This window comes from Mesorhizobium sp. URHB0026 (genome assembly GCF_054059755.1).
This window is the reverse complement of sequence record NZ_JBSSCN010000001.1, coordinates 3172018-3198770: the sequence shown is the minus strand read 5'-3', so window position 1 is coordinate 3198770 and position 26753 is coordinate 3172018. Positions and strand designations below refer to the sequence as shown.

The 26753-nt window shown below is 63.1% G+C and carries 26 protein-coding genes and 1 pseudogene; 10 read left to right on the top strand and 17 right to left on the bottom strand.

The features are described 5' to 3' along the window. Positions 1 to 27: 27 nt before the first annotated feature. From ACVWWD_RS15635 to ACVWWD_RS15615, 5 genes and pseudogenes are all read right to left on the bottom strand, one after another. Positions 28 to 252, bottom strand: a complete 225-nt coding sequence (locus ACVWWD_RS15635) for a F0F1 ATP synthase subunit C (protein WP_013896722.1) — start codon at positions 250 to 252, stop codon at positions 28 to 30. 88 nt (positions 253 to 340) lie between these two features. Then, positions 341 to 1099: a F0F1 ATP synthase subunit A gene (locus tag ACVWWD_RS15630; protein WP_023771008.1), complete on the bottom strand. Its 759-nt coding sequence runs from the start codon at positions 1097 to 1099 to the stop codon at positions 341 to 343. Positions 1100 to 1156: 57 nt separating this feature from the next. Beyond that, positions 1157 to 1558 (bottom strand): AtpZ/AtpI family protein, encoded by a 402-nt coding sequence (locus ACVWWD_RS15625; protein WP_023771009.1) that lies wholly within the window; start codon positions 1556 to 1558, stop codon positions 1157 to 1159. 256 nt (positions 1559 to 1814) lie between these two features. Beyond that, a pseudogene (locus tag ACVWWD_RS15620) lies at positions 1815 to 2997 on the bottom strand (cell wall hydrolase). Between the two features lie 68 nt (positions 2998 to 3065). Continuing rightward, positions 3066 to 4136: an MFS transporter gene (locus tag ACVWWD_RS15615; protein WP_457103175.1), complete on the bottom strand. Its 1071-nt coding sequence runs from the start codon at positions 4134 to 4136 to the stop codon at positions 3066 to 3068. A gap of 414 nt (positions 4137 to 4550) precedes the next feature. Between ACVWWD_RS15615 and ACVWWD_RS15610 the strand changes: the two genes are divergently transcribed. Then, positions 4551 to 5471 (top strand): LysR substrate-binding domain-containing protein, encoded by a 921-nt coding sequence (locus tag ACVWWD_RS15610; protein WP_352548349.1) that lies wholly within the window; start codon positions 4551 to 4553, stop codon positions 5469 to 5471. A gap of 37 nt (positions 5472 to 5508) precedes the next feature. Here ACVWWD_RS15610 and der read toward each other — a convergent pair whose 3' ends face one another. Together der and ACVWWD_RS15600 are read right to left on the bottom strand one after the other, a co-directional pair. Beyond that, positions 5509 to 6939: a ribosome biogenesis GTPase Der gene (gene der, locus ACVWWD_RS15605; RefSeq protein ID WP_352548347.1), complete on the bottom strand. Its 1431-nt coding sequence runs from the start codon at positions 6937 to 6939 to the stop codon at positions 5509 to 5511. A 61-nt stretch (positions 6940 to 7000) separates the two neighbouring features. After that, positions 7001 to 7666, bottom strand: a complete 666-nt coding sequence (locus ACVWWD_RS15600; protein ID WP_023771013.1) for a tetratricopeptide repeat protein — start codon at positions 7664 to 7666, stop codon at positions 7001 to 7003. A 236-nt stretch (positions 7667 to 7902) separates the two neighbouring features. On the opposite strand from ACVWWD_RS15600, the gene ACVWWD_RS15595 reads away from it, so the two are divergent. After that, the gene (locus ACVWWD_RS15595; RefSeq protein WP_352548346.1) at positions 7903 to 8910 is read left to right on the top strand and encodes a polysaccharide deacetylase family protein; all 1008 of its coding nucleotides are present in this window, start codon (positions 7903 to 7905) and stop codon (positions 8908 to 8910) included. 31 nt (positions 8911 to 8941) lie between these two features. On the opposite strand, the gene sbmA is transcribed toward ACVWWD_RS15595, so the two are convergent. From sbmA to ACVWWD_RS15580, 3 genes are all read right to left on the bottom strand, one after another. After that, a complete protein-coding gene (gene sbmA, locus ACVWWD_RS15590; RefSeq protein ID WP_352548345.1) occupies positions 8942 to 10201 on the bottom strand; it encodes a peptide antibiotic transporter SbmA in 1260 nt (419 codons plus the stop codon). Positions 10202 to 10314: 113 nt separating this feature from the next. After that, positions 10315 to 11475 carry a YbfB/YjiJ family MFS transporter gene (locus tag ACVWWD_RS15585; protein WP_457103174.1) on the bottom strand — a complete coding sequence of 387 codons (1161 nt, stop codon included), beginning with the start codon at positions 11473 to 11475 and terminating at the stop codon, positions 10315 to 10317. 78 nt (positions 11476 to 11553) lie between these two features. Further along, positions 11554 to 11772, bottom strand: a complete 219-nt coding sequence (locus ACVWWD_RS15580) for a hypothetical protein (protein ID WP_023782203.1) — start codon at positions 11770 to 11772, stop codon at positions 11554 to 11556. 94 nt (positions 11773 to 11866) lie between these two features. On the opposite strand from ACVWWD_RS15580, the gene ACVWWD_RS15575 reads away from it, so the two are divergent. The 3 genes from ACVWWD_RS15575 to ACVWWD_RS15565 are packed head-to-tail and all read left to right on the top strand — an operon-like array spanning position 11867 to position 14492. Then, positions 11867 to 12859, top strand: a complete 993-nt coding sequence (locus ACVWWD_RS15575) for a LysR substrate-binding domain-containing protein (RefSeq protein WP_352546518.1) — start codon at positions 11867 to 11869, stop codon at positions 12857 to 12859. After that, positions 12856 to 14121, top strand: coding sequence for an aminopeptidase (locus ACVWWD_RS15570; protein WP_352546519.1), 1266 nt, complete (start codon positions 12856 to 12858; stop codon positions 14119 to 14121). Before ACVWWD_RS15575 ends, ACVWWD_RS15570 begins: the two co-directional genes overlap by 4 nt. Before the next feature lie 14 nt (positions 14122 to 14135). Beyond that, a complete protein-coding gene (locus ACVWWD_RS15565) occupies positions 14136 to 14492 on the top strand; it encodes a DUF488 domain-containing protein (protein ID WP_352546520.1) in 357 nt (118 codons plus the stop codon). Positions 14493 to 14548: 56 nt separating this feature from the next. On the opposite strand, the gene ACVWWD_RS15560 is transcribed toward ACVWWD_RS15565, so the two are convergent. The 7 genes from ACVWWD_RS15560 to ACVWWD_RS15530 all read right to left on the bottom strand — a co-directional run bounded on the left by ACVWWD_RS15560 (position 14549) and on the right by ACVWWD_RS15530 (position 21007). Beyond that, positions 14549 to 14902, bottom strand: coding sequence for an ArsC family reductase (locus ACVWWD_RS15560; protein ID WP_352546521.1), 354 nt, complete (start codon positions 14900 to 14902; stop codon positions 14549 to 14551). A gap of 338 nt (positions 14903 to 15240) precedes the next feature. Continuing rightward, complete coding sequence (locus tag ACVWWD_RS15555; RefSeq protein ID WP_023771022.1) at positions 15241 to 15594, bottom strand: SnoaL-like domain-containing protein; 354 nt, start codon at positions 15592 to 15594, stop codon at positions 15241 to 15243. Between the two features lie 649 nt (positions 15595 to 16243). After that, positions 16244 to 17329, bottom strand: a complete 1086-nt coding sequence (locus ACVWWD_RS15550; protein ID WP_023782208.1) for an ABC transporter ATP-binding protein — start codon at positions 17327 to 17329, stop codon at positions 16244 to 16246. Further along, positions 17319 to 17927 (bottom strand): cupin domain-containing protein, encoded by a 609-nt coding sequence (locus ACVWWD_RS15545; RefSeq protein WP_352546522.1) that lies wholly within the window; start codon positions 17925 to 17927, stop codon positions 17319 to 17321. The genes ACVWWD_RS15550 and ACVWWD_RS15545 overlap by 11 nt, the downstream gene beginning before the upstream one ends. A 281-nt stretch (positions 17928 to 18208) precedes the next feature. Then, positions 18209 to 19279 (bottom strand): ABC transporter substrate-binding protein, encoded by a 1071-nt coding sequence (locus tag ACVWWD_RS15540; RefSeq protein ID WP_352546523.1) that lies wholly within the window; start codon positions 19277 to 19279, stop codon positions 18209 to 18211. 25 nt (positions 19280 to 19304) lie between these two features. Continuing rightward, positions 19305 to 20126 carry an ABC transporter permease gene (locus ACVWWD_RS15535; RefSeq protein WP_352546524.1) on the bottom strand — a complete coding sequence of 274 codons (822 nt, stop codon included), beginning with the start codon at positions 20124 to 20126 and terminating at the stop codon, positions 19305 to 19307. Continuing rightward, positions 20123 to 21007, bottom strand: a complete 885-nt coding sequence (locus ACVWWD_RS15530) for an ABC transporter permease (protein WP_352546525.1) — start codon at positions 21005 to 21007, stop codon at positions 20123 to 20125. Before ACVWWD_RS15530 ends, ACVWWD_RS15535 begins: the two co-directional genes overlap by 4 nt. A gap of 346 nt (positions 21008 to 21353) precedes the next feature. Between ACVWWD_RS15530 and ACVWWD_RS15525 the strand changes: the two genes are divergently transcribed. The 5 genes from ACVWWD_RS15525 to ACVWWD_RS15505 all read left to right on the top strand — a co-directional run bounded on the left by ACVWWD_RS15525 (position 21354) and on the right by ACVWWD_RS15505 (position 26688). After that, positions 21354 to 22505, top strand: coding sequence for a fumarylacetoacetate hydrolase family protein (locus ACVWWD_RS15525; protein WP_352546526.1), 1152 nt, complete (start codon positions 21354 to 21356; stop codon positions 22503 to 22505). A 293-nt stretch (positions 22506 to 22798) separates the two neighbouring features. After that, positions 22799 to 23734: a substrate-binding domain-containing protein gene (locus ACVWWD_RS15520; protein WP_023794606.1), complete on the top strand. Its 936-nt coding sequence runs from the start codon at positions 22799 to 22801 to the stop codon at positions 23732 to 23734. 118 nt (positions 23735 to 23852) lie between these two features. Beyond that, a complete protein-coding gene (locus ACVWWD_RS15515; protein ID WP_023794607.1) occupies positions 23853 to 24839 on the top strand; it encodes an ABC transporter permease in 987 nt (328 codons plus the stop codon). A 3-nt stretch (positions 24840 to 24842) separates the two neighbouring features. Continuing rightward, entirely contained in the window at positions 24843 to 25634 is a 792-nt protein-coding gene (locus ACVWWD_RS15510; protein ID WP_015318877.1) for an ATP-binding cassette domain-containing protein, read from the top strand. Positions 25635 to 25665: 31 nt separating this feature from the next. Then, a complete protein-coding gene (locus ACVWWD_RS15505) occupies positions 25666 to 26688 on the top strand; it encodes a LacI family DNA-binding transcriptional regulator (RefSeq protein ID WP_023782213.1) in 1023 nt (340 codons plus the stop codon). The last annotated feature ends 65 nt before the right edge of the window (positions 26689 to 26753 follow it).

The following is a 26753-nucleotide window of genomic DNA, read 5'->3' as shown; positions in this document are numbered from 1 at the left end:
GGCCGGCCTGTCCAATCTTCTCAGTACTCAGCCGAACAGGGCCAGAAGTGCGATGAGAAGCGAGAAGATGCCCAGAGCTTCGGTCACGGCGAAGCCGAAGATCAGGCGGCCGAACTGGCCGTCGGCAGCCGACGGATTGCGCAGCGCGCCCGAGAGGTAGCTGCCGAAGATGTTGCCCAGGCCAATGCCCGCGCCACCCATGCCCAGGCAAGCGATGCCGGCGCCGATGTACTTTGCTGCTTCTGCGTCCATTTGTTCAACTCCTTTGGATCTGAAATTCCGTTGCGATTTCCATCCGGCGCCAGTGTTGGAAACCCTTGGGCCGGAAACTCATGGGGCCTTAGTGCCCGGGATGCAGGGCGTCGTTGAGATACATGCAGGTCAATACCGCGAAGACGTAGGCCTGCAGGAAGGCGACCAGCAATTCAAGCGCCGTCAGCGCCACCGCCATGGCCAGCGGCAGGACCGAGCCCGCGACGCCGACCGCGCCGAGTGCGGAGAGGCTGACGACGAAGCCGGAGAACACCTTGAGCGTGATGTGGCCCGCCAACATATTGGCGAACAGACGAACCGAGAGGCTGACCGGGCGCGACACGAAGGAAATGACTTCGATCAACACAACCAGCGGCAGCAGGAACACCGGCACGCCATGCGGCACGAACAGTTTCAGGAAACCGAAACCATGCTTCATGAACCCGTAGACCACCACGGTTCCGATCACCAATGCGGCGAGACCGAAAGTGACGATGATGTGGCTGGTGACGGTGAAGAAATAGGGGAACAGGCCGAGCAGATTGGCGACCAGCACGAACATGAACAGCGAGAACACGAAGGGGAAGAACTTCATGCCCTGCGTGCCGGCGGCGTCGCGCAGCATGTTGCCGACGAACTCATAGGCCATCTCGGAGACCGACTGCAGCCGGCCGGGGACCAGGCTGCGGCTCGACGTCGTCAGCAGCAGGAAGGCCGCCGCAACGACCACGGTCGCGACCATGAACAGTGCGGAATTCGTGAAAGACAGGTCGTAGCCGCCGATATTAATCGGAACCAGCTTGATGATATGGAACTGGTGGATCGGATCGACCTTGTCAGCTGCCACGTTCTAACCCCGTCAATGCCGCGTACGGCCAAATTTATCATTGCCGCGCGAGAGCGGCTATTTGCTGTTGTCCCGGTCAGGGCGCGATTTGTTGCCCTGTCCGAATTCCGCCACAACGCCAGCTGAACGCATGACATTGAGCACGCCGGCGCCAAAGCCAAGCAGCAGGAAAACGATCAGACCCCACGGCGATGTCCCCGCCATACGGTCGATGATCCAGCCGATGCCGGCGCCTACCACCACCCCGGCGATAAACTCGCTGGATAGTTTGATCGCCTGACCGTATCCGGTCACTGGTCTCGCGTCGTCTTTCCCCTCGAGCCGGTTCGGCAGCCTTGTCGCAAGCGATGCTCCAAGTTCACGCCGACGTCGCTCAAGATCGTCGTCGCGGATTTCGGGGTCATGCTGCTTGCCGCGGCCGGTTTCTCCGGTTCCGTCTGGCCTGTTTTTCTCGGCCATCGCAACCCCCCTGCCCGGGCAGACCGTCACCGTCCGTCCGTTTCTAAAGTCGCCGGCAACATAGTTAGAGGGTTTGCGCCCGTCAAGCCACGGAGGGAAGTTCCGCGCTGTGTATTTTACCTAGTAAAATCAAATAATTAGAAAGGTGCGACATCGTGCCCTTTGCGATCGGCGGGATGCGCCGCGCGAATCCCCCCGACAATGGCTCTCCGATCGACCGTGCGACCGCGCGAAAACACGGGCGGCGGCGGACCGCTCAGCTCCAGCCACCACCATAGGTCCGGTAGAAGATATGCAGGCCGATCTTGGTCATCTTCTGCATCGTGCGCGCCCAGCCAGGATGGACGTAATTGGCATAGTAGTGGGTCGACGATCCCACTTCCGGAATGAAGATCTTGCCGGCGGTGACGGCCATGCCGACATCCTGAGCGGTCTTGTAGGCGACCGGATTGTCGATGCGCTTCTTCCTGCCGTCGCAGGCGAAGGAGAACTGGCAGCGGTTGAACCAGCTGTCGTTCTGGTAGACGACGCCGCAGATCGAATTGGGATAGGCAGGATTGCGGACCCGGTTGAGGATCACCTGGGCAACGGCGGCCTGACCGCGCACGGCTTCGCCGCGGGCCTCGAAATAGATGCCGTTGGCCAGGCACTTCTGCTCCGGCTTGGAGAAGACGCTGGCCGGAAGCGGATTCTGGATCCAGGCGTGGTCGCCCTTGGCCATCGGCGGAATGAAGCGGCCGCTGTTGGGCTCTTCATCCTGAAGCAGGGCCTCAAAGGGTGAGGCCTTGGCATAGTCCGGGGCGGATTGCGCATAGGCGGTCGCCAGCACATCGGGATGGTCGTTGTTGACCAGGGCGGCAAGCATGGCCGGCACGCCTGGATCCGGCTTCTTGTCCTCACGCGCATGAAAATGCCGCGGCGATCTGGATTTCCTTGCCTTTGATCCGCGGTTTGGCGAAGGCCATTTTCAGGTCGCCGTCCATGCTCGGCCGCATCAGCGAGGAGGTCCGCTGGAAGATCGAGCCGGCATTGAAGTTCTTCGGTGGTGCCACGGGAGAGACCTGGACGATGCGGCCCTTCTTGTCGGCGCGCACGACGCGATCCTCGTCGGGCGACCCGCTGACCTTGCCGCCCTTGCCGCGAAACGAGACCGCGCCGACACCGGGAAGGCGAACGCCGGAACCCGAGATCGAACTGGTGACGTCGGAATCGACGAACGGCATCTCGGCGGCATGGACCGAACCGGCGACGGATTTCTCGACATAGGAATTCCAGCGCGTGGTCGGCGATTCAAGGCCGGAAACGAGGCTGGTCATGTCCTGGTAGGCAGCGACGGTCGGAAAGCCGATCCAGATACCGAGACCGATGATGAACGGAGACACAAGGCTGCGTTTCTCACCGGCGGCGGCCATCAGCCGCTTCAAGACACGTCGATGCACGGAACTCTCTCCAGGAACGCAACTGACCCCACTGGAGAGCAAAATGATGCATTAACCTTGATGGGACGTTAACGAGGTCGGTCAGGTTTTCTCGGTCGGCTGGAGGTCGTGGTTCCGAAGTCTGGCGATTTTGCGGCGGGAGGCTCAGTCCGCGGCAGGAAGATCGGCCAAGCGACCAGGGCGCAGGCGGCTGCCGACAGCCACACGCCAGGCCATGACCAGAGGTGCAGCAGCCCTGGAATGGCCACTGGGACCAGGAAGAAGCCGACGAAGACAAAGCTGTTGGCAAGGCTGAGCGCGGTTCCGACATGGCCGGCACCGGCAAGCGTGGCAAGCTCGGTATAGGCAACGCCGTGCCAGGCCGAGACCGAGATGCCGGCAACGACAAGCACCAGGGGCAGGACAGCGATCAGGAAGGATTGGCTGGCAGGCATTGCGGGAGCGGCCAGAACCAGCAACCAGAGCACCACGAAGGCCAGCGCGCTCTGCGCACTGCACAAGCGGAGAAATTGACGACGGTTACCGTGGCGGTCGGTAAAGCAGCCACTCCAGACGCGCATGACCATGGCGCCGACCTGTACAGCGGCGAGGCTGGCGCTGATCGCCGTCGTGCCAAGCCCGGCGAAGTCGTGCAGGAACACCGACGCGAAAGTGAGGACCGCCACCTGCGGAAAGCAGAGCAGGCCGATGGCGGTCGAGATGCGCCAGACCTCGATGTTGCGCAACGGCGCCGGGCCTGCCGCTTCAGATGAAGCGGCGTGGCCGCCACCCGCCATCGGCGGTTCGTGCAGCCAACGCCAGGCGAACAGGGCGGAGAGAGCGGATGCCGCCGCCAAAAGCCCGAACACCGCGGCGAACCCGAAAGCCAGGGCAAGGGAAGGCAGGACGAGTGCGCCGAGGCCGCCGCCAAGCGGCACCGCGGTCTGCCTGATGCTCATGGCAAAACCGCGCTCATTCTCCCGGAACCAGGCCATGATGGCGCGGCCGCTCGAGCCATTGACACTTCCGCCGAGCAATCCCGTGACGAGCAGGCTTGCCCCCAGCAACGTGACATCGGGAATGCTTGACCTTGTCGGCACGACGAGCATCGCCATCGCCAGCAGCCAGGCCGCCGTTGCACCGAGGCCGATCAGAAGCACGCGGCGATCCCCCCAGCCGGTCGGTGAGCAGGCCCCATGGCAGTTCACTGAGCGCAACCCCCAGTCCAAGAAGACCGAGCACCAGGCCAAGCTCGGCATTGCTCAAGTGATAGCCCTGACGAAGCACGACCGCCGTTGCCGGTATGCCGGAGAAAGTAGCCGAGAAACCGGCATTCGCGGCAACTCCGATGCCCAAGACCTTCCAGCGGTGGTTGGGGCCGAAGGTCCGGCCGGCCGCGGTCGTGATGGTACCTCGCCCGGATAGCTGGCAATCGTTGCGAATGACGGTGGCAGACATGATTCCATTCCCGTGACGCCGGTCGAGCGGCCTTGACGGGAGGCATGTAGCGCCATAGCTTCGTCCATAAAATCAGGAATATTTTGATCGATAATCCTGAAAATAAGGATGATCTCATGCGCCGCGTCACATTCGATCTCGACGTGCTCAGGACTTTCGTCACCGGCATGGAACTGGGAAGTTTTGCCAGGGCAGCTGAGCGGCTTGGCCGCTCGACCTCCGCCGTCAGCGCGCAGCTGAAGAAACTGGAAGAGCAGGCCGATACACCGATCTTCCGTAAGGCGGGGCGCGGCCTGTCACTGACCGAAGCCGGCGAGACGATGCTCGGCTATGCGCGGCGCCTGATCGAGCTCAATGACGAGGCAGCCCTGGCGATCCGCGAGGTCGAACTAGAGGGCTGGGTGCGGCTCGGCTTGCAGGAGGATTTCGGCGAGGCCGTGTTGCCGGAGGTGCTCGGTCGCTTCGCTCGCGCCCACCCCAAGGTTCGGATCGAAGCACGGATTGGACGCAGCCACGAATTGGCCGAGCGTGTCCTTTCCGGCAACCTCGACATTGCGCTCGCCTGGCATGATGGCACGACGCTGCCGTATAGCCGGCATGTCGCCGACGTGCAGGCGCGCTGGATCGGGCCGGCGAAACCGATGGAGGCAGGCCCCCACAATGGCGAGGCGCTGCAACTGGTTGTGTTCGAGGCGCCTTGCCTGCTGCGCACCGTGGCGACCGAGACGCTGGATCGTGCCGGGCGGCCCTGGCGGATGGCGTTCTCCAGCCCCAGCCTTGGCGGCATATGGGCGGCGGTGGCGGCTGGCCTCGGGCTGACGATCCGCACCGACATCGGCCTGCCCGCGAATGTCCGGGCGCTCGCGCCCGGAATGCTCGGGCTGCCGTCGCTGCCGAAGATGGCGCTGCACCTGCATCAGAAGGACGCCGAGCTCGAGCCGGTCGCGGCGCGGCTGGCCGACATCCTGCTCCAATCGGCGTTCGAGGCGTTGCCCGAGGGCGCCGAGATGAAAGAGACCCTGCTAAAAGTCGCTTAGTGCAGCTCCCGACGGAGGGGGGTTGCCACCCGCATCCTCAACGCTTCTTCGCGCGGCCGGCGAACGGATTGTCCGAAGTGCGCAGCGCGATGCGGATCGGCACGCCCGGCATGTCGAAGGCTTCGCGCAGGCTGTTGGAGAGATAGCGGACATAGCTTTGCGGCATCGCGTCCGGCCGCGAACACTGGACCACGAAGCCCGGCGGCCGGGTCTTGGCCTGGGTGACGTATTTGACCTTCAGCCGGCGCCCGGCAACGGCGGGCGGCGGGTGATGCGTCAGGATGGCTTCAAGCCAGCGGTTGAGCTTGCCGGTCGAAACACGGCTGTTCCAGACCTTGTGCGTCCTCAACACCGCATCCATCAGCTTGTCGAGGCCGCGTCCGGTCTCGGCCGAGACCGGCACAGCCTGGATGCCGCGCGCCTGAGGCAACAGCCGCTCGGTCTTCTCGCGCAATTCGGCCAACAGTTCCTGCGGGTTGTCGATCAGGTCCCATTTGTTGAACGCGATCACCGGTGCCCGGCCCTCGCGGATGATCAGATCGGCGATCTGCAGGTCCTGCTTCTCGAAGGGAATGGTGGCGTCGAGTACGATGATGACGATCTCGGCGAAACGGATGGCGCGCAGGCCATCCTGCACCGACATTACTTCCAGCTTTTCGTGGATCCTGGCCTTGCGGCGCATGCCGGCGGTGTCGAACAGTTTGATACGGCGGCCGCGCCAGTCCCAGTCGACCGAAATGGAATCGCGGGTGATGCCGGCTTCCGGTCCGGTCAGCAGCCGCTCCTCGCCGATCAGCGCGTTGATCAGCGTCGATTTGCCGGCGTTCGGCCGCCCGACGACGGCGATGCGCATCGGCTTGGTGTCGTCATAGGATGGCTCGGCGTCCGGATCGGCGATGTCCTCGCCGATCAGCACCTCACTGGCGGCGGCCTCTTCGTCGTCTGTATCCTGGTCTTCACCGAAGGCGCGCGCCTCGCCGAGCGCTTCGATCACGGCGTCGCGCAGGTCGGGCATGCCCTGGCCGTGCTCGGCAGAAACCGGGATCGGTTCGCCAAGGCCAAGTTCCCAGGCCTCCAGCATGCCGCCCTGGGCACCCTTCGCCTCGGCCTTGTTGGCGACCAGCACGACCGGCTTGCCGGATTTTCGCACGATCTCGGCAAAGGTCCTGTCATCCGGCAGCAGGCCGGACTTGGCGTCGATGGTGAAAAAGATCAGATCCGCCTCGCGGATGGCGATTTCGGTCTGCGCGCGCATGCGGCCCGGCAAGGTCAAAGCTCCGGCGTCCTCGAAGCCCGCGGTATCGATGACATCGAAATGCAGATCGTAAAGCTTGGCGGCGTGGACGCGGCGGTCGCGGGTAACGCCCGGCGTGTCGTCGACGAGCGCCAGCTTTCTTCCCACCAGCCGATTGAAAAGCGTCGATTTGCCGACGTTAGGTCTGCCGATGATGGCGACTTTGAATGTCATCCGACCCTACATCTTCCATGCATGTCGTGGTCCCAAACCGCCGCGCGCCTTGGGCAAGAGGTCACGATGCACTGCCCGACCCGCGGATCAGCTCGGACATCAAGGTCGCCCGCTCGCGCGTGTTGCGTGGGGCGCCATCATCGGAGGCGATCTGATCGAACAGTTTCAGCGCATCCTGGGTCTTGCCTTCCTTCCAGGCGGCAAGGCCAAGCGCCTCGCGCGCGCTGTGGCGCAGGGTGTTAGTGTCCGATGTCAGCGCCTCGACGCGGCTCGACACGTCGGCGAAGGAGCCATGATCGACGAGCAGGAGCGCCGCCCTCAGCCGCGCCATGTCGCGCAGGCCCTGGGGAATGGCGGTGTCGGCGGCGACATCGTCGAAGTCCTTGACGGCGGCATCGACGTCGCCCTTGTTGGCCTTGACGGTCGCGGCGCGCATGCGGGCGAGTAGCGGATAGGCGCCGTAACCATCCTTTTCCAGCTGATCGAGCGCGGCCAGCGCGTCATCGTTCTTCCCATCATTGGCAAGCTTCAGCGCCTGCGAGAAGGCATCGCCGGAGCGATTGGCGCGCGTCTCGTCCCAATAGCGATAGCCGACGAAGGCCGCGGTGCCGAGCACCACAAGCACCGCAATGACAAGCAAAGCCGGGCCAAAACGGTCCCACAGCTTCTGCGCCTGCTCGCGACGCATCTCATCATTGACTTCGCGAATAAAACTGTCGTCGGACATCAATCAAACCATTCCTGCCCCGGGCCGGGGCGGTTCATGAGCCCGCGTTTTAGCGAAATTTTGTCGGCATGGAAGGGGTTCGGCCGGAAAATCGGCTATTCCCGGGGCAAACCAATGTTTGTCCCCGGGGCAAACCAATGTTTGTCCCTGGGCAAACCCACGAAAACCCAATCGCACCGGCGCCACATTTGGGCGATAGCCGGCTTGCCGACCACCCGGAGCCCGTGAATTTGCCAGTGCCTTGTTTGTCCCGCGTTCTTTTGTTCTCGCTTGCCTCACTCGCCACCGCCGGCGCGGCCCTGGCCGATCCGCCCGCGCCACCAGCACCGGCAAGGCCGAAGCAGATCGTGATCATCTCCTTCGACAGCGCGCGCGACATCTCGCAGTGGAAGCGCAGCCGGGCGCTGGCCCAGCGCACCGGCGCGCATTTCACCTATTTCCTGTCCTGTGTCTTCCTGTTGTCGCCCGAGACACGCGGCCAATACACCGCGCCTGGCAAGACGGCGGGCAAATCCAACATCGGCTTTGCCGCATCAAGGCAGGACGTGGCCGAGCGGCTGGAACAGATCGGCCTCGCCGCCCATGAGGGTCACGACATTGCCAGCCACGCCTGCGGCCATTTCGACGGCAAGGATTGGAGCAAGGCCGACTGGCTGAAAGAGTTCGCCTCCTTCGAGCACATTTTCGAGAACGCCTATGCCATCAACGGCATTGCGCCCGAACCCGAGGGCTGGCGGGAATTCGCGCGGCATGCGGTGGCCGGTTTCCGGGCGCCGTATCTGTCGACCGGCAAAGCGCTTTACGAGGCACTCCCGGCAGCCGGCTATCGGTTCGACGCCAGCGGCGTTTCAATGGGGCCTGCCCTGCCGCCGACCGTTGGCGGCATCACCAACTTTTCCCTGCCGCGGATTCCGGAAGGGCCAAAATCACGGCCGGTGATCGCCATGGACTACAATCTGTACGTCCGCCATTCCGGCGGCTTCGAGCGGCCGAGCAACGCCGGCGAGTTCGCGGACCGGACCTACCATGCTTTTCACGCCGCCTTCGACGCGCAATATCGGGGCAAGCGCATTCCGCTGGAACTCGGCTTCCACTTCACGCTGATGAATGACGGCGCTTACTGGAACGCGCTGGAACGTTTTGCGGGCGAGGTCTGCGTCAAATCAGATGTCGAGTGCATTAGTTTTCACGATTACGTCTCGCGGCAGGATGGCGGCCAGAAGCAGGCGACAGTCGGCGGCTGAGCCGCCAACCGGCGTTTCATTCAGAGCATTCCTATGCCGGATCCCCGGCGCCCTGCCTTGCCAGATAGCGCTGGTCGATATCGGGCAACGGCTCGCCTTGCAGCGTCGCCTCGAAGGCGCGCAGGCGTTTGTGCACCGATTGCAGCTCGACGATGGTCGACCACGAGGTAAGCAGGAACTGCAGCGAACCCGTCACCTTGCCGAACGCGTTCGATATCTGGTTCAGCGCGCCAAACGTTATCTTGTGCGCGACCAGCGACGGACCCAGGATCAGCAGCGAGAAAATGTTGTCGGCCTGCAGGTAGGTGTACCGGACGACGTTGAAATAGATGTAGTGGAAATAGAGCCGGAAATAATTGTGCCGGACATTGGCGAACAGCTCGGCGGTGGTGGCGGGTTGCGCCCTGTCCGCATGATCCTCGCCATAGACCAGCTCCTTGCGGTAAGCGGCTTCGACGCGCTGGTTGCGGAACTGCAGGCCGGGAAGCTTCATGCCGGCAATCATCACCGAGATCGTGCCGAACAGACACCAGGCAAGTGCCGCGACCACCAATGGTTGCGGGATCGCGCCGATGATCGGCAGTTCGCTGATATGGGCCTGCAGCTGGATCATCACCGGCAGGAAGGCGATCAGGGTCATGATCGACTGGACAAAGCTGGAACCGAGATCCTCCATGATCTGCGAGAACCGCATCGTATCTTCCTGGATGCGCTGCGAAGCGCCCTCGATATGGCGCAGCCTGCTCCAGTTCTCGATAAAATAATTGTTCATGGCTGTGCGCCAGCGGAAGATCCAATGGCTGACGACGAAGGCGTTGACCACTTGCACGTTCATGCCGACCAGGGCCAGCCATGAGAAGTCGGCCAATCCGGTATAGAACTCGGCGTTCGTCGACTTTCCGGTGCCCGACATCAGCCCCTGTACATAGTCGAAGAACGGGCCGTACCAGGCGTTGACGGCGACACTGACCTGCACGTTGAAATAGATGAAGAACAGGATGACCGCCGTCATCAGGATCGACCAGCGCTGCCATGGGTGCGGCGAATACCAGCTCCAGAACGCATAGAAGATGGCCACGCACAGCACGAAGTAGATGTAGAACCAGAGGAATGGCTTCGATACCAGAATGGCGATGCCAATGATGGGTGGCGCGCCGGGAGCAGCGGGAGGCATGCCGAAAACCGCCCCCAATTGCTCTCCGCCGAAAAACCAGAACAGGATTGCCGCAAGGCTCCAGATGGCGGCCGAAGAGAAGAACAGCTTCGGCTGCGGGAAGAAGGATACGAACACTGTGGCGAATTCCTCGATCTATGCGCAAATCAGGTGGGTTCGGCGGGCATAAGGTCACACATTAGGAGGAAAGAAAATGCCTGCCCGATGCCGGTGCAGAGCAAGACCACAAATCATGGCGATTTTGGCGCAGCCGACCATGTGACGGCGCCGGAGACGACCAGGACGGCCGCGGCGACGATCGAGGCGAGGAAGAAATCGCCCGACGCCTGGGCCAATAATCCGGCCGCGATCGGGCCGATGATCTGGCCAAGACCGAACGAGGCGGTCATTAGGGCAAAGATACGCCGGGGCGACGCTGGGGCCTGCTGCCTGGCGGCCTGCAGGCCAAGTGCGGTGATGGCTATGAACGTGCCGCCGAGCAGCACGCCGCCAAGCAGCGGCCCCACGCGCCCGCCGGCGGCGACGCTCGCGGTCACGCCGACAACTTCGACGAAGCATCCCAAGGCATAGGCGGCATAAAGGCCGATCCGCGCCGCTATCTTCTGCCACAACCAGACCGAAGGGAAACCGGCAAGACCGGCAACCATCCACACCACGGCCTCGAAGACGCGGCTGCCGCCGGCTTGGCGGACGATGGCGACGAGGAAGGTTGCCGTCACCACATAGCCGAAACCGAACAGGCCATAGGCGACGATCACCTTCATCAGCGACCGATCTTTCGGCAGCGCCGGTTCACGTCGGACCTCCCCGTTGGTGAGCGGACCCTGGTTCACCAGCAGCGCCACGGCGACGAAGCCGCAAGCCGAAATCGCCCCCGACCACAGCCAGCCCTGCGCCCAGCCGGCATGCTCGGTGACCAGCACCGCCATCATCGCCGCCGATATCGCTATGCCTAGGCCGACACCGCCGAAATGCCAGGCCTGCAGGTCGCCGCGCCCCACCGCCGCGATATGGCTGAAAACGATGCTGGCCATGAACACCATGACGAAAGCGCTCGCTAGACCGGCCAGAAAACGGATGGCGACGAAGGCGGCCATGGCGTCGGTCAGCCCCATCGAGGCGGCCAGCACGGCGCTAGCGCCGAGGGCGCCCAGCATCAGCAAACGCTCGCGTCGATGCGCCCAGCTGCCCGCCGCCACCAACGCGCCAACGAGATAGCCCAGATAATTTGCCGAGGCGATCCAGCCGGCATCGGCCGGCGACAGATGCAGTTCCTCCATCATGCCAGGCAGGATTGGCGTGTAGACGAAGCGGCCTATGCCCATGGCGACGGCCATGGCGATCATGCCGGCGATGGCGTAACGCAGCGCTGTCGATTGGGGCGAAGTCATTGCAGTGCACAATAGATGTGCGAGCGGGTGAAACAATCCGCCTCACGTTGGGCCAGGGCCTTGTTCGTGATCGCGCGCTCAGCAGCGCTCGCCGAAACCGGCGCTCGGTGAAACAGTCTCATGCACGGTCCGGCGCGCTGTCAGCCGGAACGGCACATCACCGAGTTCGCGCTCCGACATCACATCCAGCGCGGGATGGGCAAGCGGATCGGTGAGCCAGCTCAGCGTATCGAAGTCGCAGCGCGTGTCACCCGGCGAATTGGCCGCGACCAGGGCCTTCAGCAACATGCTCAGCATTCCGGCTCCGTGTGCCTGTTTCGACCCGTAAAGTCTGCCGTTTCGATATCTCTTTCAATTGAGATTTCGGCCGGATCGGTTTAGAAAATCTCAAATGGCCATGCTCAACCGCGTTCATCTCAACGGCCTTCGCGCCGTGGAAACCGTCGCCCGTCTCGGTTCGCTCGCGACCGCCGCCGGCGAACTCAATGTTTCCGTCAGCGCCGTAAGCCAGCAGATCAGCCGCACCGAAAAACAGCTCGGCCAGGCACTCTTCGAGCGCACGACAAGCGGCCTCGTGCTGACCGAATTCGGCGCCGTCTTCGCGGCCCGCCTTGGCGCCGGATTTCGCGAGCTTGCCCAGGCCGTGGCACTGGCCGACGAAGCCAGCCAATGCACATTGGTTGTTTCGGCGGCACCGGCCTTTGCCTCCAAATGGCTACTGCCACGGCTGTCGCGGCACTTCGACAGGCATCCCAACGTGCTGCTGCGTATCGACGCTTCGGTGCGGCTGGCCAATCTCGATCACTCGGACGTCGACATTGCCATCCGGCTTGGCGACGGCAAATGGCCGGGTGGAAGGGCGGAGTTGCTCTTGGCGCAGGAAGTCTTCCCGGTCTGCGCGCCCGGGATTGCCAGAAAACTGACGTCGATCGGTGACCTCGCCCAGACCTGCGCCATCACGGACGAGCGGGCGATGATCAACTGGGAAAGCTGGTTCGCGGCCGCCGGGGTTGAACCAGTCACCTTCCAGAAAGGCGCCCGCTTCACCGATCCGATGCTGTGCCTGGAATCGGCGATCGCCGGCCATGGCGTGATGCTAGGCTGGCAATTGCTTGCGGCCGATGCGCTGGCCGACGGGCGCCTGGTGGCGCCGTTCGGAATCCGCGCCCAGAGCGGCCTCGGCTACTGGCTGGTGACCTCCACCACAAAGGCCGAAAGCCGCAAGGTCCGGGACTTCAAGGCCTGGATCAAGGAGGAGATCGCGGCGACGATGGCGCGGTTCGGATCGTCGGTCGCCGAGCCCAGCGGCACGATCGCGGTGGAAAGCACCGCGGCACCGGTCTATGTTCAATCAGACATCCCAAGACGACAGGCAGGATCATGACCACACATTCGCGCGGCGTTTCCGCAACGATCGACCCGGTGAAGCTCGACAGGCTGGCGGAAGTCGCCATCAAGGTGGGGCTGCAATTGCAGCCCGGACAGGACCTGGTGCTGACATCGTCGATGGCGGCCCTGCCGCTGACCAGGCGCATCGTCGAACACGCTTACAGGGCCGGTGCCGGGCTGGTGACGCCGATCTTCAACGATGACGAGATGACGCTGGCGCGCTACCGCTTCGGCGCCGATGCTGGCTTCGACCACGCCGCCGGCTGGCTCTACGAAGGCATGGCGAAGGCCTTCTCCAACAACGCAGCCCGGCTTGCCGTGCGCGGCGAGGATCCGTCGCTCCTGTCGGCGCAGGATCCGGCGAAGGTGGCGCGCGCCAACAAGGCCAATTCGATGGCCTACCAGCCGGCGCTGGAGAAGATCACCGGCTTCGACATCAACTGGAACATCGTCGCCTATCCTGATCTCGCTTGGGCAAGGCAGGTTTTCCCCGGCGATGCCGACGACGTGGCGGTTGCGAAGCTCGCCGACGCCATCTTCGCCGCCTCGCGGGTGGATGTGGAAGACCCGATCGGCAACTGGACGGCGCACAATGCGGCGCTGCGCGGCCGCACCGAATGGCTCAACGGCCATAATTTTCATGCCCTGCATTTCACCGGACCGGGCACCAACCTGACGGTCGGGCTGGCGGACGGCCATGAGTGGATGGGCGGCGCCTCGACCGCCAAGAACGGCATCACCTGCAATCCCAACATCCCGACCGAGGAAGTTTTCACCACCCCCCATGCGCGGCGCGTCGAGGGCCATGTCTCCTCGACCAAGCCGCTGTCCTACCAGGGCACGCTGATCAATGACATCTCGGTGCGCTTCGAGGGCGGCAGGATCGTCGAGGCCAAGGCGTCGAAAGGTGAGGACGTCCTGAGGAAGGTGCTCGACACCGACGAGGGCGCGCGCCGCCTGGGCGAAGTGGCGCTGGTGCCGCATTCCTCCCCGATCTCGGCCAGCGGCCTGCTGTTTTTCAACACGCTGTTCGACGAAAACGCCGCATGCCACATCGCGCTCGGCCAATGCTATTCGAAATGCTTTGTCGAGGGCGCCTCGCTCAGCCAGGACGAAATCGCGGCGCGCGGCGGCAACAAGAGCTTCATCCATATCGACTGGATGATCGGGTCGGACAAGATCGACATTGACGGCGTCGCCAAGGATGGCGGCCGCGTGCCGGTGATGCGCAAGGGCGAGTGGGCCCAACGGGTCTAGCCAGCGGAGGTGTGATGGCCTTCGATATCGCAGTCAAGCGCGTCTACGAGACACCCGGGCAGGCCGATGGCCAGCGGGTGCTGGTGGATCGAATATGGCCGCGCGGCGTCGCCAAGAAGGATGCCGCGTTGACCCTGTGGCTGAAGGAGATCGCGCCGAGCGACGCGTTGCGCAAATGGTTCGGCCACGAGCCGGCGCGCTGGGCGGAGTTTCAGAAGCGGTACCGTGGCGAGTTGGATGCGAATGAAAAGACGGTGGCGCAACTGCGCGCGATGCTCGGCCACGGCAAGGTGACGCTGCTCTATGGCGCCCATGACGAAGCGCATAACAACGCCGTCGCTTTGGCGGGGTATTTGCGAGCCCACACGTAATATCGCGACACCGGCGGGACAGCGGGGGGCGCGAAGGAGCGCGGTGAGAGTCGGTTCTATTTCCCGCCCACCGCCCCTTCATAAACATCCGGCTTGAAACCGACCAGAATTGTGTCGCCGACCTCCAGCACCGGCCGCTTGATCATTGTCGGCTTGGCCAGCATCAGCGCCTTCGCCTTCTTCTCGTCGAGGCCTTGCTTGTCCGCCTCCGGCAGTTCGCGAAACGTCGTGCTGCCCTTGTTGAGCAGCTTTTCCCAGCCGACCTTGCCGACCCAGCCATCCAGCTTGCCCGCCTCGATCCCTTCGGCCCGATAGTCGTGGAAACGATAGGGAACCCCATGGCTCTCCAGCCAGACGCGCGCCTTCTTGATCGTGTCGCAATTCGTGATGCCGTACATGGTGGTCGTCAAGACGCGCTTTCCCTAGGCTGACAGTCGAATCTTTTTCGCAGCCTAAAACCGCTCTTTCCGCTTGGCCAGCAGCTTGGCCAGCATTACCGGAAACACTAAGGAAATTACCTAAGTGTCGCTAACGGCTTTTTGACGACCCGGGACTTTCGATGACCCGCCTCCACCCGCGACAACCATGAAAAATGGGTTCTTCGACGGCTGGGGCACCGTGGCGATGAACTTGCGCAGTATGTGAAAGACAATTTGAGCGCCCCCAGCGGCCAGAGGATCGCTCTGGCCGCCGTGCTCATTTTCAACCTTGCCGCAAAGAGAGCAAGTTAGGTAGGCCTGTTCCGGCCTCAGTAATAAAAGCGCTCTTCGGTGATCTTGCCGTTCTTGACCGTGTACAGGCCAACCTCATCCATGGTGACACGCTCGCCCGTGGCTTTGGGCGTTATGTCAAAGGTGAAGCGCACCGCGAACTGGTCGCCATTGACATAAGGGCCCTCTACCGAGCCGCCATGCACTTCGTGGTTCTCTTGCCACCACTGGCTTTTCTGCCTGAGGGCCTCCTTGCCATGGCTGACGGCCATCGGCCCCTCCATGGCTTCATAGCTGGCGATATCGTCGGCGTTGTATTTTTCGGCAGCACCATTGTTGTCTCCCTGCTTGAGGAGCTCGGTGAAATCCTTGGCAATTTCCGTAATGGTCATGGGTGTTCCTCCTGTTCAGACGCATTCGAAGTAGGGAAGCACTTGCTGGCCTGCCACCCCTGCCCGCACGACAGCTGACAAGGCGTGTCAGCACGATAGATATAGCGCGGCTATGTGACGACGATTTGAGGATCGGCGCATCAAATCGCACTCAGCGGCCGACATCCCGGGAAAACGTACCTCCTCAGTCCGCGCAAATTGTGCACAAGAACGAACTGCCGGGCGACAAAGCTGATTGGGCCGATAGGCCGTTGCGGAATAAGTTTCTGGTCATAGCCAGCGTCAAATGTGGAACGAAACCGTCTGAAGCTTTGAGGCCCTCGCGCAACATTTCAGCGCCGGGTTTCCTGCTCAATTCACAAACCGGTCCGTCATCGGCGAGAAGCACGAAAGGATGCTTGGCCAAGGGCCCCTCGTTGCCGGGCAACCGGGAAAGCTCCCGAATGACGAAAGGGTGACCTCAAACTCAGACATCGCGATGCGCCGCCCCCGATCGGGCGGCAGCAAAGATGATTCCGAAATCGAACTCGCCTTGGTACATCCGCATACCCCACGCGCCGTAGCGATGATGCCCGTGACCTTCAGAAAATCGTAAGATCGCCCCAGTCGGCATATTCGCGGCCGTTGCCGACTGCTTGTAGCCGCCGAACTATGCGGAGAGCATCGGGCAGTTGGCACCACGGCGCAGGCTGATATGCGCCACGTCGCCGACGTTGAATTGAAAGCCTTCGGCCTGGCGCGGGGCATCGATGACGACGGAGGTTCCCTGCCCGATCTGGGCATGAAGGCGCAACGTGCGACCGTGGAAGACAACCCCGCTCACCCGCGCCGGCGCGGTGCCGTCGGCTGCTTCGGCGGCCGCCAGCAAATCCTCCGGGCGCACGCCGATGGTACGTGTATCGCCCGCGGCCGGCGTCTCGCCATTGTCGGAGGTAGCCTCCAGCGGCAGGTCACCGGCGGCAAAGCGCAAACGCTCGCCATCTCGGCCGAGAAAGCGCGACTGCAGGAGATTCATCGTGCCGATGAAGCTGGCAACGAACTTGGTCGCGGGCCGGTCATAGAGTGTTGCCGGCGGCGCGATCTGCTCGATGCGGCCCTTGTTCATGACGACGATGCGGTCGGAAATCGATAGCGCCTCGGTCTGGTCGTGGGTGACCATGACGAAGGTGGTGCCTAGCCGCGACTGCAGCCGCTTCAGCTCAATCTGCATCTGTTCGCGCAAATGCGCGTCGAGCGCCGACAGCGGCTCATCGAGCAGCAGCACGCGCGGTTCGCAGACGATGGCGCGGGCGAGCGCGACGCGCTGGCGCTGGCCGCCCGAGAGTTCCAAAACGCGGGCGCGAAGCTTGTCGCCGAGACCGACCATGTCGAGGGCTTCACCGACGCGGTTTGCCTGCTCGGCACTGGTGAGCTTTCGCAGGGACAAGCCGAAGCCAACATTTTCGGCGACGTTCATATGCGGAAACAGCGCGTAGTCCTGAAACACGGTGTTGACCGGCCGGTCGAACGGCCTAAGGGCCGTGATGTCTCGGCCGTCGAGCAAGACTTTGCCGCTCGACGGGCTTTCGAAGCCGGCGATGACGCGCAGGCTGGTGGTCTTGCCGCAGCCCGACGGCCCGAGCAGCGTGATGAATTCGCCGCTGATAATGTCGAGGTCGACAGCATCGAGCCCGACGATGCCGCCGGGGAAAACCTTCGAGACGGCTTCAAGCCTGACGAGTGGATCAGGCGCCATCGCGAACCTCGGAGGGCTTCGTGGTGTTGACCCAGAGGATCTGGCATTGCTCGGCGCCGGGATTGCGGAAAGCGTGCAACAGCGTGCTCTTGAAGGCAAAACTGTCGCCGGTCTTCAGCCCGTATGTCGTCGAATCCACCACCAGTTCGACCTCGCCCGAAAGCACATAGCCGAATTCATGGCCGGCATGGGCGTAGGCTTCCGCCGTGCCGCCGCCGGCTTCCACGGTCACCAGCATGCCGGTGAGCGTCGCACCGGGCGGCGACAGCAGCGCCTTGGCGATGCCTTCCGATTTTACGGGAATCGCGCGGCGGCTGTTGGCGCGGACGCAATAGAGATCGTTGACGGCATCGTTGCCGTCGCCGATCAACGCCGACGGCTCGATATCGAGTGCGGCGGCCAGCGGCCAGATCACCTTGACCCGCAGCGAGGACATGCCGCGCTCGATCTGGCTCAGCGCACCGATTGATACGCCGGCTTTTGCCGCCAGTTCGGCCAGCGACAGGCGGCGCTCAAGCCGCAGCGCCCGCACGCGCCGGCCGACGCGAACGTCGGCATCGTCCTTGGGTTTCTCGGCGGCTTCGTCGACTATATCCATCCGTTGGTCCTTCGATTGCAGTCATCTGCGCCGACGGCTGACAAGGCCGGCATCAGAGTAGGATCGTATCTTGCCGGAAGCCGGCGCCGCCCCTCATCGCCCTGCCGGGCACTTCTCCCCGTATAGTGACGGGGAGAAGTGGCTGCCCCCGCGTCGTCTTTCTTCCTGCAACGCTGGCGATTGGCGAAATCTGCGATGACAGCGCCCCTCTCCCCGTCGCTATACGGGGAGAGGATGCCGGTAGGCAGGTGAGGGGCAGCACCAGCATCGGCGATTGGCCCTCAGCCCCCCGCTTTCACCTTCTCGAACATCTTCGCCATATCGTCATTCTGTTTCATCGGTCCGGTGAAGATCGTGCTCTTCAGCATGACATCCGGGTCGGCCGGCAGCTGCAGCTTCTCCAGTTCCTCCTTCGACACGCCGGCGAAAGCAGTGCTCAGCGAACTGCCATAGCCGTAGGACTGGATCAGGAACTTGCCCGAATCGGCGTCGAGCCGGCTGTTGATGAAGTCATAGGCGAGATCGACCTTCTTGGCGTCCTTCAGCATGACGAAGCCGCAGGCCCAGGTCAGCATGCCTTCTTTCGGCTTCATGAATTCGACCGGCACGCCCTGTTTCTTCAGCGAGGTGGCCGACGCGTTCCAGGTCATGGCGGCGACCAGCTGGCCGCTGGCCAGCGCCTGCTCGACCGACGTCATGTCGGTGGTGTAGTTGGAGAGCAGCGGACGCTGTTCGCGCAGTTTTGCCGCGACCTTGTCCATCTGAGCAGGCGTCATGTCGAACGGATTGACGCCAGCCAGAAGCGCGGCAACGATCGGCGTATCGTGCACGGCGTCGATGGTCGCCATGCGGCCGGCATATTGCTTGTCCCACAGAAGGTTCCAGCTGGCCTCGGGGTTCTTCACCAGATCGGTGCGGTAGAGGATCGAGGTGTTGCCCCAGTCCCATGGCACCATCCACACCTTGCCGTGGCCCGCCTGCAGATCAGGCAGGTTCTTGAATACCGGGAAGATCGAATCCCAGTTTTTGATGCGCTTGGTGTCGATCGGCTGCAGCAGGCCTTCCTTGTTCCAGCGCGCCACCTTGTCGTAGCAGGGATGGGCAATGTCGGGACGGAAGCCGGCCTTGACCTTGGTGAAGGCGTCGTCGTCGTCACCGAAGATAGAGGCCTCGACGCCGTCCGGGTGGGCGGCAAGAAAACTCTTGTTGAAATCGGGCAGTTCGTAGCCCGACCAGGTGAAATATTGCAGCTTTTCGGCGGCCAGCGCCACGGTTGACGACAGTGCGAGCGCCAGTGCGGCAAGGCCGGCCCGGGCCTTGTGCCCTGATATGGATTTCAGGTGGGATGCCATTTTCGTTCTCCTCTCATTGTTGTGGTCAGGCTGGATTGCGGCGCGCGGCTCCGAGCCCGCGATGGCGCAGGATCTCGGCGGTGCCGGCGATGATGAAGGATACGGCCAGAATCACCGTTCCGAGCGCCATGACGGTCGGCAGCGAGCGGGGGAAGCGTAGCTGGCTCCAGATATAGAGCGGCAGGGTCGGCTCGGTGCCGGCAAGGAAGAAGACGACGATGAATTCGTCGAAGGAGATCAGGAAGGCGAGCATGAAGGCCGACAGCACGGCAGGCAGGCTGAGCGGCAGCATCACCCGCCGGAACGTCGTCCAGTCGGTGGCGCCGAGGTCGAGCGCCGCCTCGCGAATGGTTTTCGGGATGGCGGCGAAACGGCTGCGCATGATCACCACCGTGGTCGGCAGGGCCACGAGGATATGGCCGAGGACGATGGCGACGCGTGATGGCCCGAGGCCGATGAGGTTGACCAGGATCAGCAGCGATATGCCGACGATGACGCCGGGGATGAGGATCGGCAGCCGGGCGATGGCGCTGATGGTGGTTGCCAATGGCGAGCGGCCGTAGAGGTCCATGTAGGAAACGGTGACGCCGCACAGCGTGGCGCCGGAAGCCGCGATGACGCCGATGACGAGGCTGTTCAACAGCGCGCCCGACAGCGCCGGGTTCCCATAAAGCGTCTCGTACCATTGCAGCGTAAACCCCTGCAGCGGGAACGCCGCCTGGATGGAATCGTTCAAGGAAAACAGCGGGATCAGCAGGACCGGCAGATAGAGGAAGACGAGATAGGCAAGGACGTAGAGGGCGAGCCAGCGGCCATCCCGTTTCGTACCTGCGCGTTCGGCTTTCATGTGCGGCTGCCAAATCTGCGGTCGGCGCCGCGTGCGACCAGCACCACGACCAGGATGACCAGCATGACGCAGACCGAAAGCGCCGCGCCGAACGGCCAGTCATTGGCCTTGCCGAACTGCGACTGGATCAGCGTGCCGATCATGGTGCTGGCCGGGCCGCCGACCATAGCGGGAGTGACATAGTCGCCGACCGTCGGTACGAAGACGACGAGCGCCGCAGCCAGCACGCCTGGCATTGAATTGGGCAGCACGACGCGGCGGAAAGCGGTGAATGGCCGCGCGCCGAGGTCGGAAGCGGCTTCGAGCAGCGATTTCGGGATGGTGTCCAGCGCCACATAGATCGGCAGGATGGCGAAAGGCGCATAAGCATGGGCGAGCGTGACGACCACAGCCGCCGGCGTATTCAGAAAGGCCAATGTCGGCTGGGACCAGATGCCGCTTTCTATCAGCGCCGAGTTCAGCACGCCATTATAGGCAAGCACGATCTTCCAGGCGAAGACGCGCAGCAGGTAGCTGGTCCAGAACGGCAGCGTCACCAGGAACAAGAGCAGGCCGCGCCGCCGCCCGGCGTGGAAAGCGAGATAGTATGCGACGGGATAGGCCGTGACGACTGTTGCCAGCGTCACCAGGCTGGCGATGACCAGCGAGCGCAGCGTCACCGTCCAGTAAAGCGGATCGGTGGCCACGGCGACGAAGTTTGCGGTGGTCAACCCAACGCCGAGCAGCGAGCCGTCATTGCCGCGGAAGGCGAGAAACAGCACCAGGCCAAGCGCAAACAGGATCAGCAGGAAAGTGACCAACGCGCCCGGCAGCAGCATGGCGAGCCGGAAGCCCGATGAAGAGCGAGCCTCCTGCGCTTGTGTTGCAACGACGGTCGACATCGACCTGCTCACCGAGATTTGAAATTGTCCAAGAGTTTTTCATATTCATGAAATCTGTCAAGCGGAATCCCGATGACGGGATGGTTGTGCTCAACGTCTCACCGAGGCCATCGCGACAGAGGTTGAATGCACCGCAAGCAAATCCATCGAGGTTTCATGCTCTTGAAAAATCCCGCCACTTCTCTCCTGCACATGACAGACCGGTCGCCGCGAATCCGGGATTTCGCAACCAAAAACACAGCACCTTTGATCACCATCGATGGGATAGACCTTTGCAAGGATTCCGGTGAAAGTGCCGCGCCGACCCGGCACGGCCGTATCTTTCGATGATCAAAGGAGCGCACACATGACCAACCCGACACATCTGCCCGCTGAAGGCCTTTTTGTCGGCCGCGCCAAAAGCGCCTCGCACCCCATGGTGGTCACCGTGCGCGACGGCACCGTCTTCGACATCACGTCGAGCGCGGCGCCCACCGTGCGCGACGTCTGCGAACTGGCCGACCCGGCCGGCCACGTGCGCTCAGCCAGGGGCAAGCCGATCGGCTCGCTCGACGACATCGCGGCCAACAGTTTTGCGGCCAAACGCGATCCGGCAAAACCCTATCTCCTCTCCCCGGTCGACCTGCAGGCGGTCAAGGCATCGGGCGTGACGTTCGTCGTCAGCCTGCTCGAGCGGGTGATCGAGGAACAGGCGCGCGGTTCGGCTGACAAGGCGGACGCCATCCGCGCCGACATTGCCGGGCTGATCGGCCACGACCTGTCGAAGCTCAAGCCCGGTTCGCCCGAAGCGATGGAGATCAAGGCCAAGCTGATTTCGCGCGGCGCCTGGTCGCAATATCTGGAAGTGGGCATCGGCCCGGATGCCGAGATCTTCACCAAGTGCCAGCCGATGGCCTCGGTCGGCTTCGGCGCCGATGTCGGCCTCCACCCGGTGTCGACCTGGAACAATCCGGAGCCGGAGATCGCCATGATCGCCGCCGCGAGCGGCAGGATCGTCGGCGCCACCATCGGCAACGACGTCAATCTGCGCGACGTCGAGGGGCGTTCGGCGCTGCTGCTCGGCAAGGCCAAGGACAACAACGCCTCGGCCTCGCTTGGCCCCTTCATCCGGCTGTTCGACGACACGTTCTCTATCGCCGACGTGAAGCAGGCCGTCGTGCGCCTCAAGGTGGAGGGTGAGGACGGGTTTTCGCTGGAGGGGGCAAGCTCGATGGCCGAGATCAGCCGCTCGCCGGAGGAGCTTGTTGCCGCGGCGATGGGGCCGCACCACCAGTATCCCGACGGGTTGGCGCTCTATCTCGGCACGATGTTCGTGCCGTCGAAGGATCGCGGCGAAAAGGGCAAGGGTTTTACGCACAAGGTCGGCGACATCGTTACCATCTCGTCGGAAAAATTCGGCGCGCTGGTTAACCGCGTGCGGCTGTCGCCCGATTGTCCGCAATGGATCTATGGCGCCAGCCATTTGATGCGCGACCTGGCCAAGGCCGGCCTGCTCTAGGCGGCTCTTGGGGTTCTCGCCCCAAGTGACCGCCCAGACATGATCGGGACAGTCCGCCCGGTTGAGCTCTCGGCGACAATCATCCGACTGCCCGGGAAAAATCATCCCGACTGATGCGATCTGATGGGGTCGCTGATGGCGCCGCGTCAGGCGCCAACTACATCTGCAGATGGAGGCTTGCCATTCGCCGAAAAAGGGAATGCTCTTAGGCATCCGAGCGGCGCTGGCAAAAAGACGCAATCCGGCTGAAGCCGGAACAAGGGACGGATCATCTTCAACCGGGAGGAAATCAAATGCTGACGAGACTAAGACTTGTGCTCTACGGCCTGCTGATCGCGCTGACGGTCATTCCGGCAGCCGCGCAGGCCAAGACGTTCTACTGGATTTCACATGGCGGGCCGGCCGACCCGGTCTGGACCTACTTCCTCGCAGGCGCCAAGCAATGGGCCAAGGACACCGGCAACACCGTCAACACCTCGTTCCACAATGGCGACGTCGCCTCGCAGCAGGAGGCGGTCCGCGCCGCCCTCTCGGCCAAGGCCGACGGCATCGTCACCACCAGCCCCGATCCGGGCAGCCTGGTCGAGATCGTCAAGGAAGCGCGCGCGGCCAACGTCCCGATCATCAACTTCAACACGCCCGATCCCAAGGCCAATTTCAACGCCTATGTCGGCGGCGACAACGTCACTTTCGGCAAGCACTGGGCGCAGTATCTGGTCGACAAGGGCCTTGTGAAGAAGGGCGACTTCGTCTGGATGCCGGTCGAGATCCCCGGCGCCACCTACGGCGTGCAGGAAGAGGAAGGCATCAAGAGCGTCTTCGGCCCACTCGGCATCACCTATGAAGTGACCGAAGCGACGCTCGACCAGGCCGAGGTGATCAACCGCATGGTCGACTACCTCACCGCCCACAAGGGCAAGGTCAAAGCCATCATCGGCCTGGGCGACCTCGTAACCGGTTCGATCAAGCGCGTGTTCGACCAGGTCGGCGTCAAGCCGGGCGAAATCCCGGTGGTCGGCTGGGGCAACTCGCTCGACACCACCCAGGAAGTGCTGAACGGCTATGTCAATGCCGGCCAGTGGCAGGATCCGCAGGCGACCAGCTATGTGGCGCTGTCGCTCGCCAACATGGCGGCCAGCGGCATTCCTCCGGGCTTCAACGTCATCACCGGCGCGCTCTATGAGAAGGACACCGCGGCGGTCTACGACAAGATCCTGTCCGGCAAATAATCCGCGATCCCCTGGCGCCGCGCGTTTTCGCACGGCGCCAGATATCTTCCTGCGCCGTGGCTCATCCACCCGATGCGGTGGAGCCCGCGGCCCGTCCCAACCATGTCGCGGGTTCCCAGTGGAAAATCATTCGCTCATCCAACGCCTGATCGCGCGGCCGGAATTCGGACCCTTCATTCTGCTCATCGTGGAGATTGCCGTTTTCTGGGGTTTCAACCACGACTTCCTGTCGCCGCAGAACATTTCCAATACGCTGGCCTTCACGGTCGAGCTCGGCCTGATCGCGCTGGCGATGACGCTGCTGATGACGTCGGGCGAATTCGACCTTTCCGTCGGGTCCCTGTTCGGCTTCTCGCCGGTGCTGATGTGGACGCTGTTCAATGCCGGCGTCACCTCGCTGGAAATAGGCTTCCTTGTCGCGCTGGTGGTTGCCGCCTTGATCGGCCTGGTCAATGGCTGGTTCGTCACGCAGCTCAAGATCCCGTCCTTCCTGGTGACGCTCGGCATGCTGCTCGTGGTGCGCGGCAGCGCGCTTTTCATCACCGACGGGTTTCCGCAGCGCACCTGGAGTGCCGAAGGCAGCTGGCTGGCGGAGGCTCTGGTCGGCGACTTCTTCATCGGGCCGTTCCGCATCTACATGTCGCTGTTCTGGTTCATCGCCGCGGCGATCGCGCTCGGCTATGTCCTGACGCAAAGCCGGACCGGCAACTGGATCCAGGCGGCGGGCGGCAATCCCAACGCGGCGCGTGCCCGCGGCGTCAATGTCAATCGTGTCAAGGTCGGCCTGTTCGTCCTGTCGTCGGTCATGGCCTCGCTTGCCGGCGTCATCTCCTCGCTGCGCACATCCGCCGCCAACCCCAACAGCGGTACCGGCTACGAGCTCGAGGTAATCGCCATGGTGGTGATCGGCGGCACCGCACTCACCGGCGGGCGCGGCACCATCATCGGCACCGTGCTCGGTATCCTGATCCTGCGCGTGATGCGCAACGGCATCGTGCTGGTCGGCGTGCCCGGCCTTGCCTACAACATCTTCATCGGCGCGATCATCCTTGGCATGATGGCGTTGCACTCATGGCTGGAACGCCGGCACCAGGCGGGGACTTGAATCATGGCCGAGCCATTGATCCGCATGCACAACATCCGCAAGTCCTACGGCCGCGTCCAGGCGCTGGTGGACGCCAATTTCCATGTCAACGAGCGTGAGATCGTCGGCCTGCTCGGCGACAATGGCGCCGGCAAATCGACGCTGATCAAGGTTCTCTCCGGCGCGGTGCCGCTGACCAGCGGCGATATCTTCATCCGCGGCAAGAAGGTCACCTTGCGCGATACCAGCGACGCCATCGCCCACGGCATCGAGACCATCTACCAGGACTCCGCCCTGGTCACGCAACTGTCGATCGCGCGCAACCTGTTCCTGGGTCGAGAACCGATCAAACCGCCGCGCTTCCTCAACCGCATGGACCAGGACGCCATGAACACGGTAGCCCGCGATCTGCTCAAACAGGTCGGCATCTCCAAGAACATCCCGCCAACGACGCCGATCGGTTCGCTCTCCGGCGGCGAGCGGCAGGCGGTGGCGATCGCGCGCGCCATGCATTTCGACAGCGACCTGATCATCCTCGACGAACCGACCAACAATCTCGGCGTGGCCGAGACCCAAGGCGTGCTCAGCTTCGTGCGCAACGCCCGCGATTCCGGCCACTCCTGCATCTTCATCGCGCACAATATCCACCATGTCTTCCAGGTGGTCGACCGCATCGTCGTCATGCGCAGGGGCAAGGTTGTCGCCGACGACATCGATCCGAAGACGACAACCGTGACTGAAGTCGAGCGCATCATCACCGGCATGTCGGACAAGGACATCCGCGACGCCCTCGCCGACGGCAAGCCGGCGCACTGAGGACGTACGGATCGACGTGTAGGGCTGCGGCATGAAGGCTACCGTCTCCGACATCGCCAGGAACTGCGGGCTGTCGACCGCCACGGTCGACAGGGTGCTCAACAATCGGCCCGGAGCGAGTGCCGCCAACCGGCAACGCGTCATGGAGGCCGCCAAGCAGCTCGGCTATCTGCCGGTCGCCGACCAGGTGACGCTTCCCTCGAAGCCGGCAAACCTCGAATTCTTCCTGCCGATCGGCTCGAACGACTTCATGCACGACCTGGCAAAGCACATCGAGGACTACGCCTCGCGCTTGCCATTGGTGGCGTCCTGCCGGATTCACAATCTCGCCGGTATCTCGCCCAATGCCTTGCAGAACGCGGTCGAAAAGCTGTCGCTGCGCGCCAACGGCGTCGGTGTCATCGCGGTCGATCATCCCAGGACACGCAACATCCTGCGCGACATGGTGGAGGCCGGCATCCGCCTGGTGACGCTGGTGTCCGATATTCCGGCCGCACCTCGCTCGGCCTATGTCGGCATCGACAACCGCGTGGCGGGACGGACCGCGGCACTTTTGATGGGACGCTTCCTCGGCGGCCGCGAGGGGCAGCTGGCGATGGTCGTCGGCTCGCGTTCCTATCGCGGCCACGAAGAGCGCGAGATGGGCTTCCGCTCCGTGCTTGGCGAGGAGTTTCCCAACCTCACCGTCAGCAGCGCCGTCGAGATCAATGACGAGCCCGATGCCAGCTATGCGGCAACCATGAAAGCGTTGCGCAACGAGCCGGAACTGCTCGGCATCTATTGCGTCGGCGCCGGGCGCTCCGGCATTGCCAAGGCGATCCGGGAAACCAGGCCCAACCGCAAGCCGGTGTTCATCTGCCACGACCTGACAAGGGAGACACGCGGCTACCTCGTCGACGACCTCGCCGACGTCGTCATCGACCAGAACGCCAGGCTGATCGCGGAGCAGTCGGTCATCCAACTGCTCGGCTCGATCGCATCATCGGCGCCCTATCTCACCCGCAAATTCATCGAGCCGCGACTGATCTTCCGGGAAAACGTGCCCGTGCAGTGATATCCCGCATCTCCCGGTGAACCTGACCGCCCCGGCAAATCTGCACAGCAGCTATGCACAATTCA